At 73.1% G+C, this 13,581-nt stretch carries 15 protein-coding genes; 11 read left to right on the top strand and 4 right to left on the bottom strand.

Annotation, left to right across the window (positions count from 1 at the left end; genetic code table 11):
* The first annotated feature begins 270 nt into the window (after window positions 1-270).
* The 4 genes from alr to ACZ516_RS26965 all read left to right on the top strand — a co-directional run bounded on the left by alr (window position 271) and on the right by ACZ516_RS26965 (window position 3,651).
* Window positions 271-1,455 (top strand): alanine racemase, encoded by a 1,185-nt coding sequence (gene alr, locus ACZ516_RS26980; RefSeq protein ID WP_361082893.1) that lies wholly within the window; start codon window positions 271-273, stop codon window positions 1,453-1,455.
* 60 nt (window positions 1,456-1,515) lie between these two features.
* The gene (locus tag ACZ516_RS26975; RefSeq protein WP_469012166.1) at window positions 1,516-2,754 is read left to right on the top strand and encodes an alpha/beta fold hydrolase; all 1,239 of its coding nucleotides are present in this window, start codon (window positions 1,516-1,518) and stop codon (window positions 2,752-2,754) included.
* Between the two features lie 10 nt (window positions 2,755-2,764).
* Complete coding sequence (tsaE, locus tag ACZ516_RS26970; protein WP_358577421.1) at window positions 2,765-3,277, top strand: tRNA (adenosine(37)-N6)-threonylcarbamoyltransferase complex ATPase subunit type 1 TsaE; 513 nt, start codon at window positions 2,765-2,767, stop codon at window positions 3,275-3,277.
* A gap of 173 nt (window positions 3,278-3,450) precedes the next feature.
* The gene (locus ACZ516_RS26965; RefSeq protein ID WP_469011993.1) at window positions 3,451-3,651 is read left to right on the top strand and encodes a hypothetical protein; all 201 of its coding nucleotides are present in this window, start codon (window positions 3,451-3,453) and stop codon (window positions 3,649-3,651) included.
* On the opposite strand, the gene ACZ516_RS26960 is transcribed toward ACZ516_RS26965, so the two are convergent.
* On the bottom strand, window positions 3,641-4,189 hold the full coding sequence (locus ACZ516_RS26960) for a hypothetical protein (protein WP_468753003.1): 549 nt from the start codon (window positions 4,187-4,189) through the stop codon (window positions 3,641-3,643). The two genes, ACZ516_RS26965 and ACZ516_RS26960, sit on opposite strands and share 11 nt — an antisense overlap.
* 112 nt (window positions 4,190-4,301) lie before the next feature.
* Here ACZ516_RS26960 and tsaB point away from each other — a divergent pair, with 112 nt between their 5' ends.
* The 4 genes from tsaB to ACZ516_RS26940 are packed head-to-tail and all read left to right on the top strand — an operon-like array spanning window position 4,302 to window position 6,826.
* Complete coding sequence (gene tsaB, locus ACZ516_RS26955) at window positions 4,302-4,958, top strand: tRNA (adenosine(37)-N6)-threonylcarbamoyltransferase complex dimerization subunit type 1 TsaB (RefSeq protein ID WP_469011991.1); 657 nt, start codon at window positions 4,302-4,304, stop codon at window positions 4,956-4,958.
* A 32-nt stretch (window positions 4,959-4,990) separates the two neighbouring features.
* A complete protein-coding gene (gene rimI, locus ACZ516_RS26950; RefSeq protein ID WP_358577471.1) occupies window positions 4,991-5,473 on the top strand; it encodes a ribosomal protein S18-alanine N-acetyltransferase in 483 nt (160 codons plus the stop codon).
* Entirely contained in the window at window positions 5,466-6,572 is a 1,107-nt protein-coding gene (gene tsaD, locus ACZ516_RS26945; RefSeq protein ID WP_358577429.1) for a tRNA (adenosine(37)-N6)-threonylcarbamoyltransferase complex transferase subunit TsaD, read from the top strand. The genes rimI and tsaD overlap by 8 nt, the downstream gene beginning before the upstream one ends.
* Window positions 6,569-6,826, top strand: coding sequence for a hypothetical protein (locus ACZ516_RS26940; RefSeq protein ID WP_358577432.1), 258 nt, complete (start codon window positions 6,569-6,571; stop codon window positions 6,824-6,826). Before tsaD ends, ACZ516_RS26940 begins: the two co-directional genes overlap by 4 nt.
* Before the next feature lie 52 nt (window positions 6,827-6,878).
* Here ACZ516_RS26940 and ACZ516_RS26935 read toward each other — a convergent pair whose 3' ends face one another.
* On the bottom strand, window positions 6,879-7,466 hold the full coding sequence (locus ACZ516_RS26935; protein ID WP_361082902.1) for a class I SAM-dependent methyltransferase: 588 nt from the start codon (window positions 7,464-7,466) through the stop codon (window positions 6,879-6,881).
* 73 nt (window positions 7,467-7,539) lie between these two features.
* Window positions 7,540-8,829: a class I SAM-dependent methyltransferase gene (locus ACZ516_RS26930; protein WP_469011988.1), complete on the bottom strand. Its 1,290-nt coding sequence runs from the start codon at window positions 8,827-8,829 to the stop codon at window positions 7,540-7,542.
* A gap of 82 nt (window positions 8,830-8,911) precedes the next feature.
* Here ACZ516_RS26930 and ACZ516_RS26925 point away from each other — a divergent pair, with 82 nt between their 5' ends.
* The 3 genes from ACZ516_RS26925 (at window position 8,912) to groL (ending at window position 12,478) form a co-directional block, all read left to right on the top strand.
* The gene (locus ACZ516_RS26925) at window positions 8,912-9,838 is read left to right on the top strand and encodes a polysaccharide deacetylase family protein (RefSeq protein WP_469011987.1); all 927 of its coding nucleotides are present in this window, start codon (window positions 8,912-8,914) and stop codon (window positions 9,836-9,838) included.
* 584 nt (window positions 9,839-10,422) lie between these two features.
* Window positions 10,423-10,731, top strand: a complete 309-nt coding sequence (gene groES / locus ACZ516_RS26920; protein ID WP_017239619.1) for a co-chaperone GroES — start codon at window positions 10,423-10,425, stop codon at window positions 10,729-10,731.
* Between the two features lie 118 nt (window positions 10,732-10,849).
* Complete coding sequence (gene groL, locus ACZ516_RS26915; RefSeq protein WP_358577442.1) at window positions 10,850-12,478, top strand: chaperonin GroEL; 1,629 nt, start codon at window positions 10,850-10,852, stop codon at window positions 12,476-12,478.
* A 271-nt stretch (window positions 12,479-12,749) separates the two neighbouring features.
* Here groL and ACZ516_RS26910 read toward each other — a convergent pair whose 3' ends face one another.
* Window positions 12,750-13,523, bottom strand: a complete 774-nt coding sequence (locus ACZ516_RS26910; protein ID WP_358589985.1) for an SDR family NAD(P)-dependent oxidoreductase — start codon at window positions 13,521-13,523, stop codon at window positions 12,750-12,752.
* Between the last annotated feature and the right edge of the window lie 58 nt (window positions 13,524-13,581).

Genomic DNA, 13,581 nt, shown 5'->3' with positions numbered 1-13,581 from the left:
GCTGGGCCGGGCTGTGGTGGGTGCGGTGACCGGCCCAGTGGCGGCAGGCGGCTGACCGGGCCGAGCGGTGGCAGGCGGCTGATCGGGCCGGGCGGTGGCGGGTGGGTGATCGGCTCGGGACGCGGCAGGTGGGGTGGGCTCGGACGGTGGGGGAGCGGGCGGGCGGTGGGCACGGAGGTGGGCGGTCGGTAGTGGTCGCTGGGCATGGAGGTGGGTGGGCGCTGGGCACGGAGGTAGGCATGGCGGGGCCCTCTGAGACACTTGTGCGCGATGAACGAGACAGCCGCCTTCCGCGTCCGCGCCGAGATCGACCTCGCCGCCCTCCGCGCCAACGTGCGCACGCTGCGCGCCCGCGCGCCGCACGCCGCGTTCATGGCCGTGGTGAAGGCCGACGCGTACGGCCACGGAATGGTGCCCTGCGCCAGGGCAGCCGTCCAGGCGGGCGCCACCTGGATCGGTACCGCGACGCCGGAGGAGGCCCTGGCCCTGCGCGCGGCGGGCCTGCCGGGGCGGATCATGTGCTGGCTGTGGACACCGGGCGGGCCCTGGCGTGAGGGCGTCGAGGCCGACCTGGACATGTCGGTGAGCGCGCTGTGGGCGCTGCGCGAGGTGACGGCGGCCGCCCGTGCGGCGGGGCGCACCGCCCGCGTCCAGCTCAAGGCCGACACAGGACTCGGGCGCAACGGCTGCATGCCGGCCGACTGGCCCGAGCTGATCGCCGAGGCCCTGCGCGCCGAGGCCGAGGGCCTGGTCACCGTCACCGGCCTCTGGTCGCACTTCGCGTGCGCCGACGAGCCGGGGCACCCCTCGATCGCCGCCCAGCTCACGGTCTTCCGCGAGATGGTGGCGTACGCCGAGGGCCAGGGCATACGCCCCGAGGTCCGGCACATCGCCAACTCCCCGGGCACGCTCACGCTCCCGGACGCGCACTTCGACCTCGTACGGCCCGGCATCGCGATGTACGGCATCTCGCCGAGCCCCGAGGTGGGCACGTCCGGGGATCTGGGGCTGCGGCCCGTCATGACGCTCAGCGCCTCGCTCGCCCATGTGAAGCACGCCCCGGCCGGCCACGGCGTGAGCTACGGACACCACTACGTCACCTCGGGCGCCACGACCCTCGGCCTCATCCCCGCCGGGTACGGCGACGGCATCCCGCGCCACGCCTCGGGCACGGCCCCGGTCCTGGTCGGCGGCAAGTGGCGGACGGCCGCGGGGCGCGTGGCGATGGACCAGTTCGTGGTCGACCTCGGCGGGGACGAGCCCGAAGTGGGCGCCGAGGCCCTCCTGTTCGGCCCCGGCGACCGGGGGGAGCCCACCGCCGAGGACTGGGCGCGGGCCGCGGACACCATCGCGTACGAGATCGTCACGCGCATCGGATCGCGGGTGCCGCGCGTCCATGTGAATGAGCGGCCCGGCGCGGGAGAGACGGGAACGACCGGCCCGACCACTGACTAGGAGCGGCACGTGAGCGAGAGCAGCACGGGGGCTGCCGCGGCGGAAGCGGTGACGGACGTCGTGGCGGACGTCGCGGACGTCGTGACGGAGGCCGTGACGGAGGTCGCCGCCGCGGCCGGGAGCTGGCGCCGGGCCACCGTGGCGGGCGCCGCGCTCGGCGTGATCGCCGCCGGCGCGGCCGCGGGCGTCGCCATCGAGCGGCTCACCGTCGGCCGCGGCATCCGCAAGAAGGCACGGCTCGCGCTGGACGCGGCGGGACCGTACGGCTCGCTGCGCGGCATGCCCGGCACGGCGTACGCGGACGACGGCACGGAGCTGTCCTACGAGGTCGAAGAGGTCGAAGAGGTCGAAGAGGTCGAAGAGATCGAGGGGAGCGAGGGGAGTGAGGGGAGCGAGGGGAGCAAGCGGGGCGGGGGTGCCGCGGGCGACGCGCTCACCGTCGTCTTCAGCCACGGCTACTGCCTGAGCCAGGACTCCTGGCACTTCCAGCGGGCCGCCCTGCGCGGCGCGGTCCGCGCGGTCTACTGGGACCAGCGCAGCCATGCCCGCTCGGGGCGGGGCGTCGACCAGGTCGAGCGCGATGTGCCGGTCTCCATCGACCAGTTGGGCCGCGACCTGAAGGCGGTCATCGACGCGGCCGCGCCGAAGGGACCGCTCGTCCTCGTCGGGCACTCCATGGGCGGCATGACGACCATGGCCCTCGCCGACCAGTTCCCGGAGCTGATCCGCGAGCGCGTCGTGGGCGTCGCCCTGGTCGGTACGTCGTCGGGGCAGCTCGGGCAGGTGAATTTCGGGCTGCCGGTGGCGGGGATGAACGCGGTGCGCCGGGTGCTGCCCGGAGTGCTGCGCACGCTCGGCTCGCAGGCCGAACTGGTGGAGCGGGGACGGCGGGCCACCGCGGACCTCTTCGCCGGGGTCATCAAGCGCTACTCGTTCTCGCGCAAGGACGTCGACCCGGCGATCGCGCGGTTCGCGGAGCGGATGATCGAGGCGACGCCCATCGACGTGGTCGCGGAGTTCTACCCGGCGTTCGCCGAGCACGACAAGGCGGCGGCGCTCGAACGCTTCGTGGGGCTGCCGGTGCTGGTGCTGGCCGGGGAGCAGGACCTGGTCACGCCGAGCGAGCACAGCGAGGCCATCGCGTCCCTGCTGCCGGACGCCCGGCTGGTCCTGGTCCCCGACGCGGGGCACCTGGTCATGCTGGAGCACCCCGAGGTGGTCACGGAGCACCTCGCGGAGCTGCTCGCGCGGACGGGCGCCGGGTGGACGGCAGCCGACGCGGGCTCCTCCAGCGGCTAACGTGGACGGCATGGAAGCACCGCACCACCAGGTCCCCGCGAACGTACTCACGACCACCGTGAACTCCCCCGAACAGATGGGCGAGTTGGGCCGCCGCCTGGCCAAGATCCTGCGCCCCGGCGACCTCGTCATGCTCACCGGCGAGCTGGGCGCCGGCAAGACCACGCTGACCCGCGGCCTGGGCGAGGGCCTCGGCGTGCGCGGCGCCGTCACCTCCCCGACCTTCGTCATCGCCCGCGTCCACCCGCCGCTCGGCCAGGGTCCCGCGCTCGTGCACGTCGACGCGTACCGGCTGGGCGGCGGGCTCGACGAGATGGAGGACCTGGACCTCGACGTCTCGCTGCCCGATTCGGTGATCGTCGTGGAGTGGGGCGACGGCAAGGTCGAGGAGCTGTCGGACGACCGGCTGCACGTCGTCATCGACCGGGCCGTCGGCGACACGACGGACGAGGTGCGCGAGGTGACGCTGACCGGCCTCGGCGCGCGGTGGACGGACGCGGACCTGGCGGCACTGGCCGCCTGACCCCCAGGGGGCGCTCGCCCGGGCCCCGCAAGGGTCGTGGGTACGTTCACCCGAAGATTCCGACATGTCGTCGGCAAAATGTTGCGTCGCGTGCGCCGGGCGTGGTCACATGGGTACCGGTCCTGGTTAGGTCTACCTAACCACGTCTGCCCCCGGGAGCCCAGGAGGCATCCATGTCGGCTTCAGAACGTGACGCACAGCCGCGGCCGCCCGCACTCGGTCTGCCGGGACCTTCGGCCGCCCCGGGCCCCGCGCAGCTGTCGATGAGCGACCTGCTCGCGTCGTGCGCCGCCGCGAGCGCGGTCTCCACCCCGCCCCGCGACCCGGCACCCGCCGGGGCCGCCACGGGCGTGCCCGGCGCGCCTACGGAATGACGACGACCTTCTTGCTGATCGTCGCGAACTCCCACATCGCGTCGCCGTGCGCGCGCGACTCACGGATGCCGCCGGTCCGCTTCGCCGGGTCCGGCTTCGGCGTCGAGCCGTCGACGGCCGCGCTGAAGCCGATCGTGATGCCCTCGACGCTCGTGAACCGCACGACGTGCTCGATCGGCACGCCATCCGTTCCGGTGACGGTCCCCGAGCGCGAGGTGACGGCGTAGGTGCCCGGCGGCGGGTCGACCGAGCCGGGCGTCACCGGGAACGTGACGCGCAGCTTCCCGGAGGCCTCGACCAGCCAGACCCGGTCCTCGCCCACGGAGTACACGACCCGCTCGCCCTTGCCCGACTCGGCGGGCACGGCCGCCGGGTTCGCCTTGTCCTTGGGGGAGCGCGGGGTCGCGGAAGCGGACTTCTGGGGCCGCTTGGCCAGGCTGTCCGGCACATGGGCCGACGCCTGATAGGCGAGGAAGCCGACCGCGGCGACCGCGGCGGCGGTGAGCGCGGCCACGAACCCCGAGCTGCTCCTTGACACCCTTCGCCACCCACCTCGTCGTACGGCATACGGCTACGCAGTGACGGTAGCAGCAGGCGTGGCCCAACCCGGGGCGGCCGTGCGGCAGGCGCCGGAGCCGTAGGCTGTTCGCGTGCTCTTGCTCGCTCTTGATACCGCAACGCCCGCCGTCACCGTCGCCCTGCACGACGGCTCCTCCGTCGTGGCCCAGTCGAGCCAGGTGGACGCCCGCCGGCACGGGGAGCTGCTGCTCCCGGCCGTCGACCGCGTGCTCGCCGCCGCCGGGCAGAGACTCGACGCCGTCACCGGCATCGTCGTGGGCGTGGGCCCTGGCCCCTACACCGGACTGCGCGTCGGCCTGATGACCGCCGACACCTTCGGCCTCGCCCTCGGCGTCCCCGTGCACGGCGTGTGCACGCTGGACGGCCTCGCCTACGCCTCCGGCATCCAGGACGGCCCCTTCGTGGTCGCCACCGACGCCCGGCGCAAGGAGGTCTACTGGGCGCGCTACGACAACGCGCGCACCAGGGTGGGCGAGCCCGCCGTCGACCGGCCCGCGCAGCTCGCCGCCGACGTCGAGGGCCTGCCCGCCGTCGGCGCGGGCGCGCTGCTCTACCCCGACGTCTTCCCGGACGCCCGCGCCCCCGAGCACGTCTCGGCCGCGGCGCTCGCGGCCCTGGCCGCCGAGAAGCTCGCCGCCGGCGAGGCGCTCCTGGAGCCCCGGCCGCTGTACCTGCGCCGGCCCGACGCGCAGGTGCCGAAGAACTACAAGGTGGTCACCCCCAAGTGAGCGACGTCAACGCGGCCGTCGCGCTGCGCGAGATGCGCTGGTGGGACATCGACGCGGTGTTCGCCCTGGAGAAGGAGCTGTTCCCGGACGACGCCTGGTCGCGCGGCATGTTCTGGTCCGAGCTGGCCCACGCGCGCGGACCGCGGGCCACCCGCCGCTACGTGGTCGCCATGGCCGGCGAGCGCCTCGTCGGGTACGCGGGGCTCGCCGCCCAGGGAGACCTCGCCGACGTCCAGACCATCGCCGTCGCCCGCGACCACTGGGGCACCGGGCTCGGCGCCCGGCTGCTCACCGACCTGCTCCAGGCCGCGACCGCCTTCGAGTGCGCCGAGGTCATGTTGGAGGTGCGGGTCGACAACACCCGGGCGCAGAAGCTCTACGAGCGCTTCGGCTTCGAGCCCATCGGCTTCCGGCGCGGCTACTACCAGCCCGGCAACGTGGACGCCCTGGTCATGCGCCGCACCGATCCCTCCACCCCCGTATCCGGCGTACAAGGAACCGAGATTCATGGCTGACTCGCGCGACGAACCCCTCGTCCTCGGCATCGAGACCTCCTGCGACGAGACCGGTGTCGGCATCGTCCGCGGCACCACCCTGCTCGCCGACGCCGTCGCCTCCAGCGTCGACGAGCACGCCCGCTTCGGCGGTGTCGTTCCCGAGGTCGCCTCCCGCGCGCACCTGGAGGCGATGGTGCCGACCATCGAGCGTGCCCTGAAGGAAGCGGGGGTGAGCGCGAAGGACCTCGACGGCATCGCGGTGACCGCCGGTCCCGGGCTCGCGGGCGCGCTGCTCGTGGGCGTCTCGGCGGCCAAGGCGTACGCGTACGCCCTCGGCAAGCCGCTGTACGGCGTCAACCACCTCGCCTCGCACATCTGTGTGGACCAGCTGGAGCACGGGCCGCTGCCCGAGCCGACCATGGCGCTCCTGGTCTCCGGCGGCCACTCCTCGCTGCTGCTCTCCGCCGACATCACCTCCGACGTGCGGCCGCTCGGCTCGACCATCGACGACGCGGCGGGCGAGGCCTTCGACAAGATCGCGCGGGTGCTGAACCTCGGCTTCCCCGGCGGCCCGGTCATCGACCGGTACGCGCGCGAGGGCGACCCGAACGCCATCGCCTTCCCGCGCGGGCTCACCGGGCCGCGCGACCCGGCGTACGACTTCTCCTTCTCCGGGCTCAAGACGTCCGTCGCCCGCTGGATCGAGGCCAAGCGGGCCGCGGGCGAGGACGTGCCGGTGCGCGATGTGTCGGCGTCCTTCCAGGAGGCCGTCGTCGACGTGCTCACCCGCAAGGCCGTGCGGGCCTGCAAGGACGAGGGCGTCGACCACCTCATGATCGGCGGTGGCGTGGCCGCCAACTCGCGGCTGCGGGCGCTCGCCCAGGAGCGGTGCGAGAAGGCCGGGATCCGGCTGCGCGTGCCGCGCCCCAAGCTGTGCACGGACAACGGCGCGATGGTCGCGGCCCTCGGCGCCGAGATGGTGGCCCGCAACCGCGCGGCCTCCTCGTGGGACCTGTCGGCCGACTCCTCGCTGCCGGTGACGGAGCCGCACGTGCCGGGGCACACGCACTCCCACGACCACGTGCACGAGGTCAGCAAGGAGAACCTGTACTCGTGACCGTCGCGCTGATGTGGGAGGCCCGGGCCGCCGAGGGGCGGGGCGCGGAGCTGCTGACGTGGGCGCGGGCACAGCGGTTCGACGCCGCGCCGCTGCGGCGGGAGCACTTCCGCGCCCCGCAGGACCGGGTCCTCGTCATCACCTGGTGGGACGCCGCGTACGACGCCGACCTCCCGGAGCTGCCGGACCCGGCGCCGGAGCTGGTGGCCCGCGCGGCGCACCGCTGGCGGTTCGAGCCGGTGGACGCAGACTGATGCCCGACGCCCGACGCCCGACGCCCGACGCCTGATGGCCGACGCCTGACGCTCACGTCTTGCGGTACGTCAGCAGGTACCGCCAGAACAGCAGCTGCCGCACGCCGGCGCCGGGCAGGAGGCGGGCCGCCTCGGCGCGGATCCGGGGGAGCGTCATGTCGGGCTGCCGTACCGGCGCCCTGAGCGGGGGCGGGCGGGTGCCGCGCAGGCGTTCGCCCATGTACACCGCCAGCCGCGCCACGGCGTTGGCGGGCGACGCCGCGAGGTCCCACCACGTCATCCCGGAGTAGCAGCCGAGGACGAGCAGGGTGCCGCCCGGCGCGAGGGCGTCGCGCAGCCGGGTGACGGTGGCGAACGGCATGTGGTGCAGGCTCGCCAGGCAGGTGACGACGTCGTAATGCCCCTCGGGCAGGTCCCCTTCGGTCACGTCCGCCCGCCGGAACCGGGGTCCGCCGCCCAGCGCCCGGGCCTCGGCGATGACCTCGGCGGACGGATCGAGCGCGTCGACCGTGTAGCCGCGTGCGGCGAGGCGCCGGGCGAAGCGGCCGGTGCCGCAGCCGACGTCGAGGGCGGTGCGGCCGCCCGGCGGCAGCGCGCGCAGGAGCAGCCGGTGGTAGTGGTCGTTGTGGTCGAAAGGCATGGCGTGAGCCTGCCAGAGGGGGCCGAAGGGGTGCGGGGAAACCGCGCCCCGGTCGGCCCTCGGCCGGCGCCGCTCAGTCGGTGGGCACCGGGTGGCCGATCAGCATGGCCGGGGCGCCCGCCACCCGCGTGAGGAAGACTGTCGCCGCGTTCTTGCCCTGCGGTTTCACCTTGCGGCGCAGATCCTCCGGCTCCACCGCCGAGCCCCGCTTCTTCACCGTCAGGACGCCGACCTCCCGCTCCCGCAGCAGGGCCTTCAGCTTCTTCACGCCGAAGGGGAGCTGATCGGTGATCTCGTACGCCGCCGCGTAGGGGGTCGCGTGCAGCGCGTCGGACGTGACGTACGCGATGGTCGCGTCGATCAGTCCGCCCTCGACCCGGGCCGCGACCTCGGCGACCAGGTGCGCGCGGATGACGGCGCCGTCGGGCTCGTACAGGTACCGCCCCACGGGCCGCACCTCGGGGTCGGGCAGCAGCGTGGCCAGCGGGCTCCACAGCGAGACGTTCCGCGGCAGGAGCGTCGCGCGGTGCGAGGCGGGCGCGTCCGTGCCGAACCACAGCACCGCCTCCTTGACGTCGCCGCCGTCCGAGATCCACTCGGCCGCCGCCTCGGCGGGAATCGCCTCGTGCGGGATGCCGGGGGCGATCTTCAGGGCGGCGCGCGGGGCCCCGAGCGCCGTCCGGACGGCCCAGGACAGCGGCGGGGAGTAGGACTCCGGGTCGAAGATGCGGCCACGCTTGGAGGAGCGGCGCGCCGGGTCCACGAACACCGCGTCGTACGCCGCTGTGTCCACGTCCGTGACATCGGCCTCGCGCACCTCGATGAGGTCGGCGAGCCCGAGTACCTCCGCGTTGGCGCGGGCGACGGCGCAGGTCAGCGGGTCCCGGTCGACGGCGAGGACCGAGATGCCGGCCCGCGCCAGGGCGATGGCGTCACCGCCGATGCCGCAGCAGAGGTCGGCCAGGGAGCGCACGCCCAGCGCCTTGAAGCGCGCGGCGCGGTGCGCGGCGACGGAGGCGCGGGTGGACTGCTCGACGCCGTTGGGCGTGAAGAACATCCGGGCCGCGTCCTCGGCGCCGAACTTCGCCGCCGCCCGTCGGCGCAGGCGGGCCTGGGCCAGGGCGGCGGAGACCAGCGGCGCCGGGTGCTCGCGGCGCAGCCGGGTGGCGGCGGCCAGCTCCTGCGCGGGCTCGACGTCCCGGACCTCGGCGAGCAGGGCCCGGCCCGCCTCGGTGCGCAGGGCGGCGAAGGCGGCGAGCGGGTCGCCGGGGCCGGTGTCGCCGGTGGAGGGGGCAGCGGGGGCAGCGGTGACAGCGCTGGCGTCGGGGCCGGGCGGCGTGTTCGGGTCGTTCACCCGCCCCATTGTGGGCCAGTCGGTGGATGGTGCGCGGCGGGTGGCGGTGTCGGCCCGGGAAGCGGGCCCCGGGCTGCGAGGATCCGGCGCCATGCAACTCGTACGACAAAACGAAGAATGCGCCGTAAGGCGGAAGAATCGGTCGCGTGTCGCGCTCGCGGCGCTGACCGTCACGGCGATCGCCTCCGGCTGCGCCTCCGGGGGCGGATCCGATGCCGTGCGGCCCGCTCACGGCCAGCAGCCGCTCCAGGCGCCGCCCGCCCGGGCCCTGCACTCCTACGCCCAGCAACTCGGCGCCGCCCATGCCGCCCGGGTCACGGCCGCCAAGCGCTGGGGCCTGGCGAGGACCCCGCTGACCGCGCCCGCCCCGCCCGCGACCAAGCCGCGGCTCAAGACCCGCCGGGGCTTCGAGGTCAAGGGGCAGTCGAAGCTGCCGCCGGTCTTCACGACGATCCCGACCAAGAAGAAGGTCGTCTTCCTGACCATCGACGACGGGGCCGAGAAGGACCCGGCGTTCCTGCGGATGATGAGCGACCTGCGGATCCCGTACACCGCCTTCCTCAGCGACTACCTCGTCAAGGAGGACTACGGCTACTTCACGAAGATGCGCGACCGCGGGGTCTCCCTGAACAACCACACCCTCAACCACCGCTACATGCCAGGACTCTCCTACGCACGCCAGCGCCGCGAGATCTGCGGCATGCAGGACGTCATCGAGAAGCGCTACGGCAAGCGGCCGGAGCTCTTCCGGCCGCCGTACGGCAACTACAACCGGGACACGCTGCGCGCCGCCAAGTCCTGCGGCATCAAGGCGGTGCCGCTGTGGAACGCGGAGGTCTTCGCCGACCGCATGGACTACCGCGAGTGGGACCGCGACCTGCACCCCGGCGACATCCTCCTCACCCACTTCCGGGGCCACGAGGACTGGAAGGGCACCATGCCCGACATGGTCCGCCGGGCCATGAAGACGGTCACGGCCAAGGGCTACGCGGTGGCCAGGCTGGAGGACTACCTGTGACCCGGCGGGCGCGGGTGCGCCGCCGCCTCCTCGTGGGGGCCCTGCTGTGCGGAGTACTCGCGCCCGCGCCGCTGGTGTCCTGCGCGGAGTCGGTGGACCCGATCGAACGCCTGGGCAGGAAAGCCGCCGAGAAGATGCCTGCGCGCGGCCGGGGGAGCACGGGCGACCCGGGCGCCGACCACTGCGGGCGCCCCCGCCCCGGCGATCCGATGCCGCCCCGCGCCGGGCGTACGGGGATGCCCCGCACCGGCGCTCCGGAGCCGCCCCGCGCCGAGCGCACGGACGCGCCCCGTCGACGCGCCGAGCCGTCGGAGGAACTTCGGGGCCGCGCAGCACGTTGTCCGGACAGGGCCACACCCCTGCCCCCGGGGCCGGGGAGCGCCCCGTCCCCGTAAAGCGCCGCGCAGTGGATTGGCACTCCGCTTGACCGAGTGCTAATCGCCGTCCTAGTCTCGCTTCTGGCACTCCCCGTTGGAGAGTGCCAACAGCGACGGGCAGGTCCGGCACCCGCGACGACGGATCCACCTGGTCGCCACACCTCAGACTGTTAACCCCGTGAGATCTCCGAAGGGGGAGACCGGAACGTGACGACCACCAGCTCCAAGGTTGCCATCAAGCCGCTCGAGGACCGCATTGTGGTCCAGCCGCTCGACGCCGAGCAGACCACGGCCTCCGGCCTGGTCATTCCGGACACCGCCAAGGAGAAGCCCCAGGAGGGCGTCGTCCTGGCCGTGGGCCCGGGCCGCTTCGAGAACGGCGAGCGCCTGCCGCTCGACGTGAAGACCGGCGACATCGTGCTGTACAGCAAGTACGGCGGCACCGAGGTGAAGTACAACGGCGAGGAGTACCTCGTCCTCTCGGCCCGCGACGTGCTCGCGATCGTCGAGAAGTAGTTCACCTGCTTCACCAGCAGATTTGCTTTGAGCTGCGCCCCTGGTCACCCCGCTGATTGCCGGGCGGCGAGGGGCGCGGCTCGTTAACCCGAGTTTTCGAGAGGGCTGAATCGCTCCCATGGCGAAGATCCTGAAGTTCGACGAGGACGCCCGTCGCGCCCTTGAGCGCGGCGTCAACAAGCTTGCCGACACGGTCAAGGTGACGATCGGCCCCCGCGGCCGCAACGTCGTCATCGACAAGAAGTTCGGCGCCCCGACCATCACCAACGACGGCGTCACCATCGCCCGTGAGGTAGAGGTCGAGGACCCGTACGAGAACCTCGGCGCCCAGCTGGTGAAGGAGGTGGCGACCAAGACCAACGACATCGCTGGTGACGGCACCACCACCGCCACCGTGCTCGCCCAGGCCCTGGTCAAGGAAGGCCTGCGCAACGTCGCCGCCGGCGCCTCCCCGGCCGCCCTGAAGAAGGGCATCGACGCCGCCGTCAAGGCCGTCTCCGAGGAGCTCCTCGCCACCGCCCGTCCGATCGACGACAAGGCCGACATCGCGGCCGTCGCCGGTCTGTCCGCCCAGGACCCGCAGGTCGGCGAGCTCATCGCCGAGGCGATGGACAAGGTCGGCAAGGACGGTGTCATCACCGTCGAGGAGTCCAACACCTTCGGCCTGGAGCTCGACTTCACCGAGGGCATGGCCTTCGACAAGGGCTACCTGTCCCCGTACATGGTGTCCGACCAGGAGCGTATGGAGGCCGTCCTCGACGACCCGTACATCCTGATCCACCAGGGCAAGATCTCCTCCATCCAGGACATGCTGCCGCTGCTGGAGAAGGTCATCCAGGCCAACTCCTCGAAGCCGCTCCTGATCATCGCCGAGGACGTCGAGGGCGAGGCCCTGTCGACCCTGGTCGTGAACAAGATCCGCGGCACCTTCAACGCCGTCGCGGTGAAGGCCCCCGGCTTCGGCGACCGCCGCAAGGCGATGCTCGGCGACATGGCCACCCTCACCGGTGCCACCGTCATCGCCGAAGAGGTCGGCCTCAAGCTCGACCAGGTCGGCCTGGACGTGCTCGGCACCGCCCGCCGCGTCACCATCACCAAGGACGACACCACGATCGTCGACGGCGGCGGCAACAAGGCCGACGTCGAGGGCCGCGTCAACCAGATCAAGGCCGAGATCGAGGCCACGGACTCCGACTGGGACCGCGAGAAGCTCCAGGAGCGCCTCGCGAAGCTGGCCGGCGGCGTGTGCGTCATCAAGGTCGGCGCCGCCACCGAGGTGGAGCTGAAGGAGAAGAAGCACCGTCTGGAGGACGCCATCTCCGCGACCCGCGCCGCGGTCGAGGAGGGCATCGTCTCCGGTGGTGGCTCCGCGCTCGTCCACGCCGTGAAGGTCCTCGAGGGCAACCTCGGCAAGGAGGGCGACGAGGCCACCGGTGTCGCCGTCGTGCGCCGCGCCGCCGTCGAGCCGCTGCGCTGGATCGCCGAGAACGCCGGCCTGGAGGGTTACGTCATCACCTCCAAGGTCGCCGAGCTGGACAAGGGCTTCGGCTTCAACGCCGCGACCGGCGAGTACGGCGACCTGGTCAAGGCCGGCGTCATCGACCCGGTCAAGGTCACGCGCTCCGCGCTGGAGAACGCCGCGTCCATCGCCTCGCTGCTGCTGACGACCGAGACGCTCGTCGTCGAGAAGCCGGCCGAGGACGAGGGCGACGCGGGCCACGGCCACGGCCACGGTCACTCGCACTGACCTGCGCTCTCGCTGAGCGCCGAGGCCCGGCTCCCCTTGTCGCCCAGGGGGAGCCGGGCCTCGGCCTTTTCGGGGACGCGTCTGCCGGGTTGCGCCGACTTCGCCGGGTGCGGGCCTGTTCCTGGCCGGTCGCGCAGTTCCCCGCGCCCCTGAACGGCGTCAGGTGTAGCGCCCCTGGAAGGGGCGCGGGGAACTGCGCGAGGACGGACCACGGCCCGCAGCCGGTGAACACACACCAGCCCGGCAGACGCGAGGGCCCGGAAACAAGACCCTATTGAGGCCCGTACTTGCGGCCCGTGCGGGACGTGACGCCACCCAGAAGGGACCTCGGCGTCACCTTCACGAGGCCCATCAGGGCCTTGTAGCGCGGATCGGGCACGGAGACGGTCCGCCCCCGCGCCAGGTCGGCGAGCCCCGCCGCCACCAGCTTGTCCGCGTCGAGCCACATCCAGTCGGGGATGTTGGACGTCCCCATCCCGGCCCGCTCGTGGAACTCCGTACGGACGAAGCCGGGGCACAGCGCCATCAGCCGCACCCCGCTGCCCGCCAGGTCCTTCGCCGCGCCCTGGGTGAACTGCACGACCCACGCCTTCGAGGCGCCGTACGTCCCGCGCGGCACGAACGCCGCCACCGACGCGACGTTCACCACTCCGCCCCGGCCCCGCTCCCGCATCGACTCCGCGGCCGCCGACGTCAGCCGGAGCACCGCCTCGCAGTGCACCTTGAGCATGGTCAGCTCGTCGGCCATCGCCACTTCCAGGTACCGGCCCTTGTTGCCGAACCCGGCGTTGTTGATCAGCAGGTCGACGGCGTCCCTGCGGTCGGAGAGCCGCTTCTCGACGGCTTCGATGCCGCTGTCCGTCGACAGGTCCGCGGTGAGCACCTCCGCCTCGATGCCGTGCCGGTCGTGCAGCTCGGTCGCCTGTTCGCGCAGCCGCTTGGTGTCACGCGCCACCAGGACGAGGTTGTGGCCGTCACCGGCGAGGCGGCGCGCGAAGGCGGCGCCGATGCCGGCGGTTGATCCCGTAATCAGAGCCGTAGTCATGGACCAAGGCTAGTGAGATTCGGCCACCGCCGGGCCGGCCGCACGCCATGACCCCGGG

This window comes from Streptomyces sp. NPDC034037, from assembly GCF_055575715.1.
Note: the sequence above shows the minus strand (reverse complement) of the source record. Positions and strands in the feature narration are given on the sequence as shown.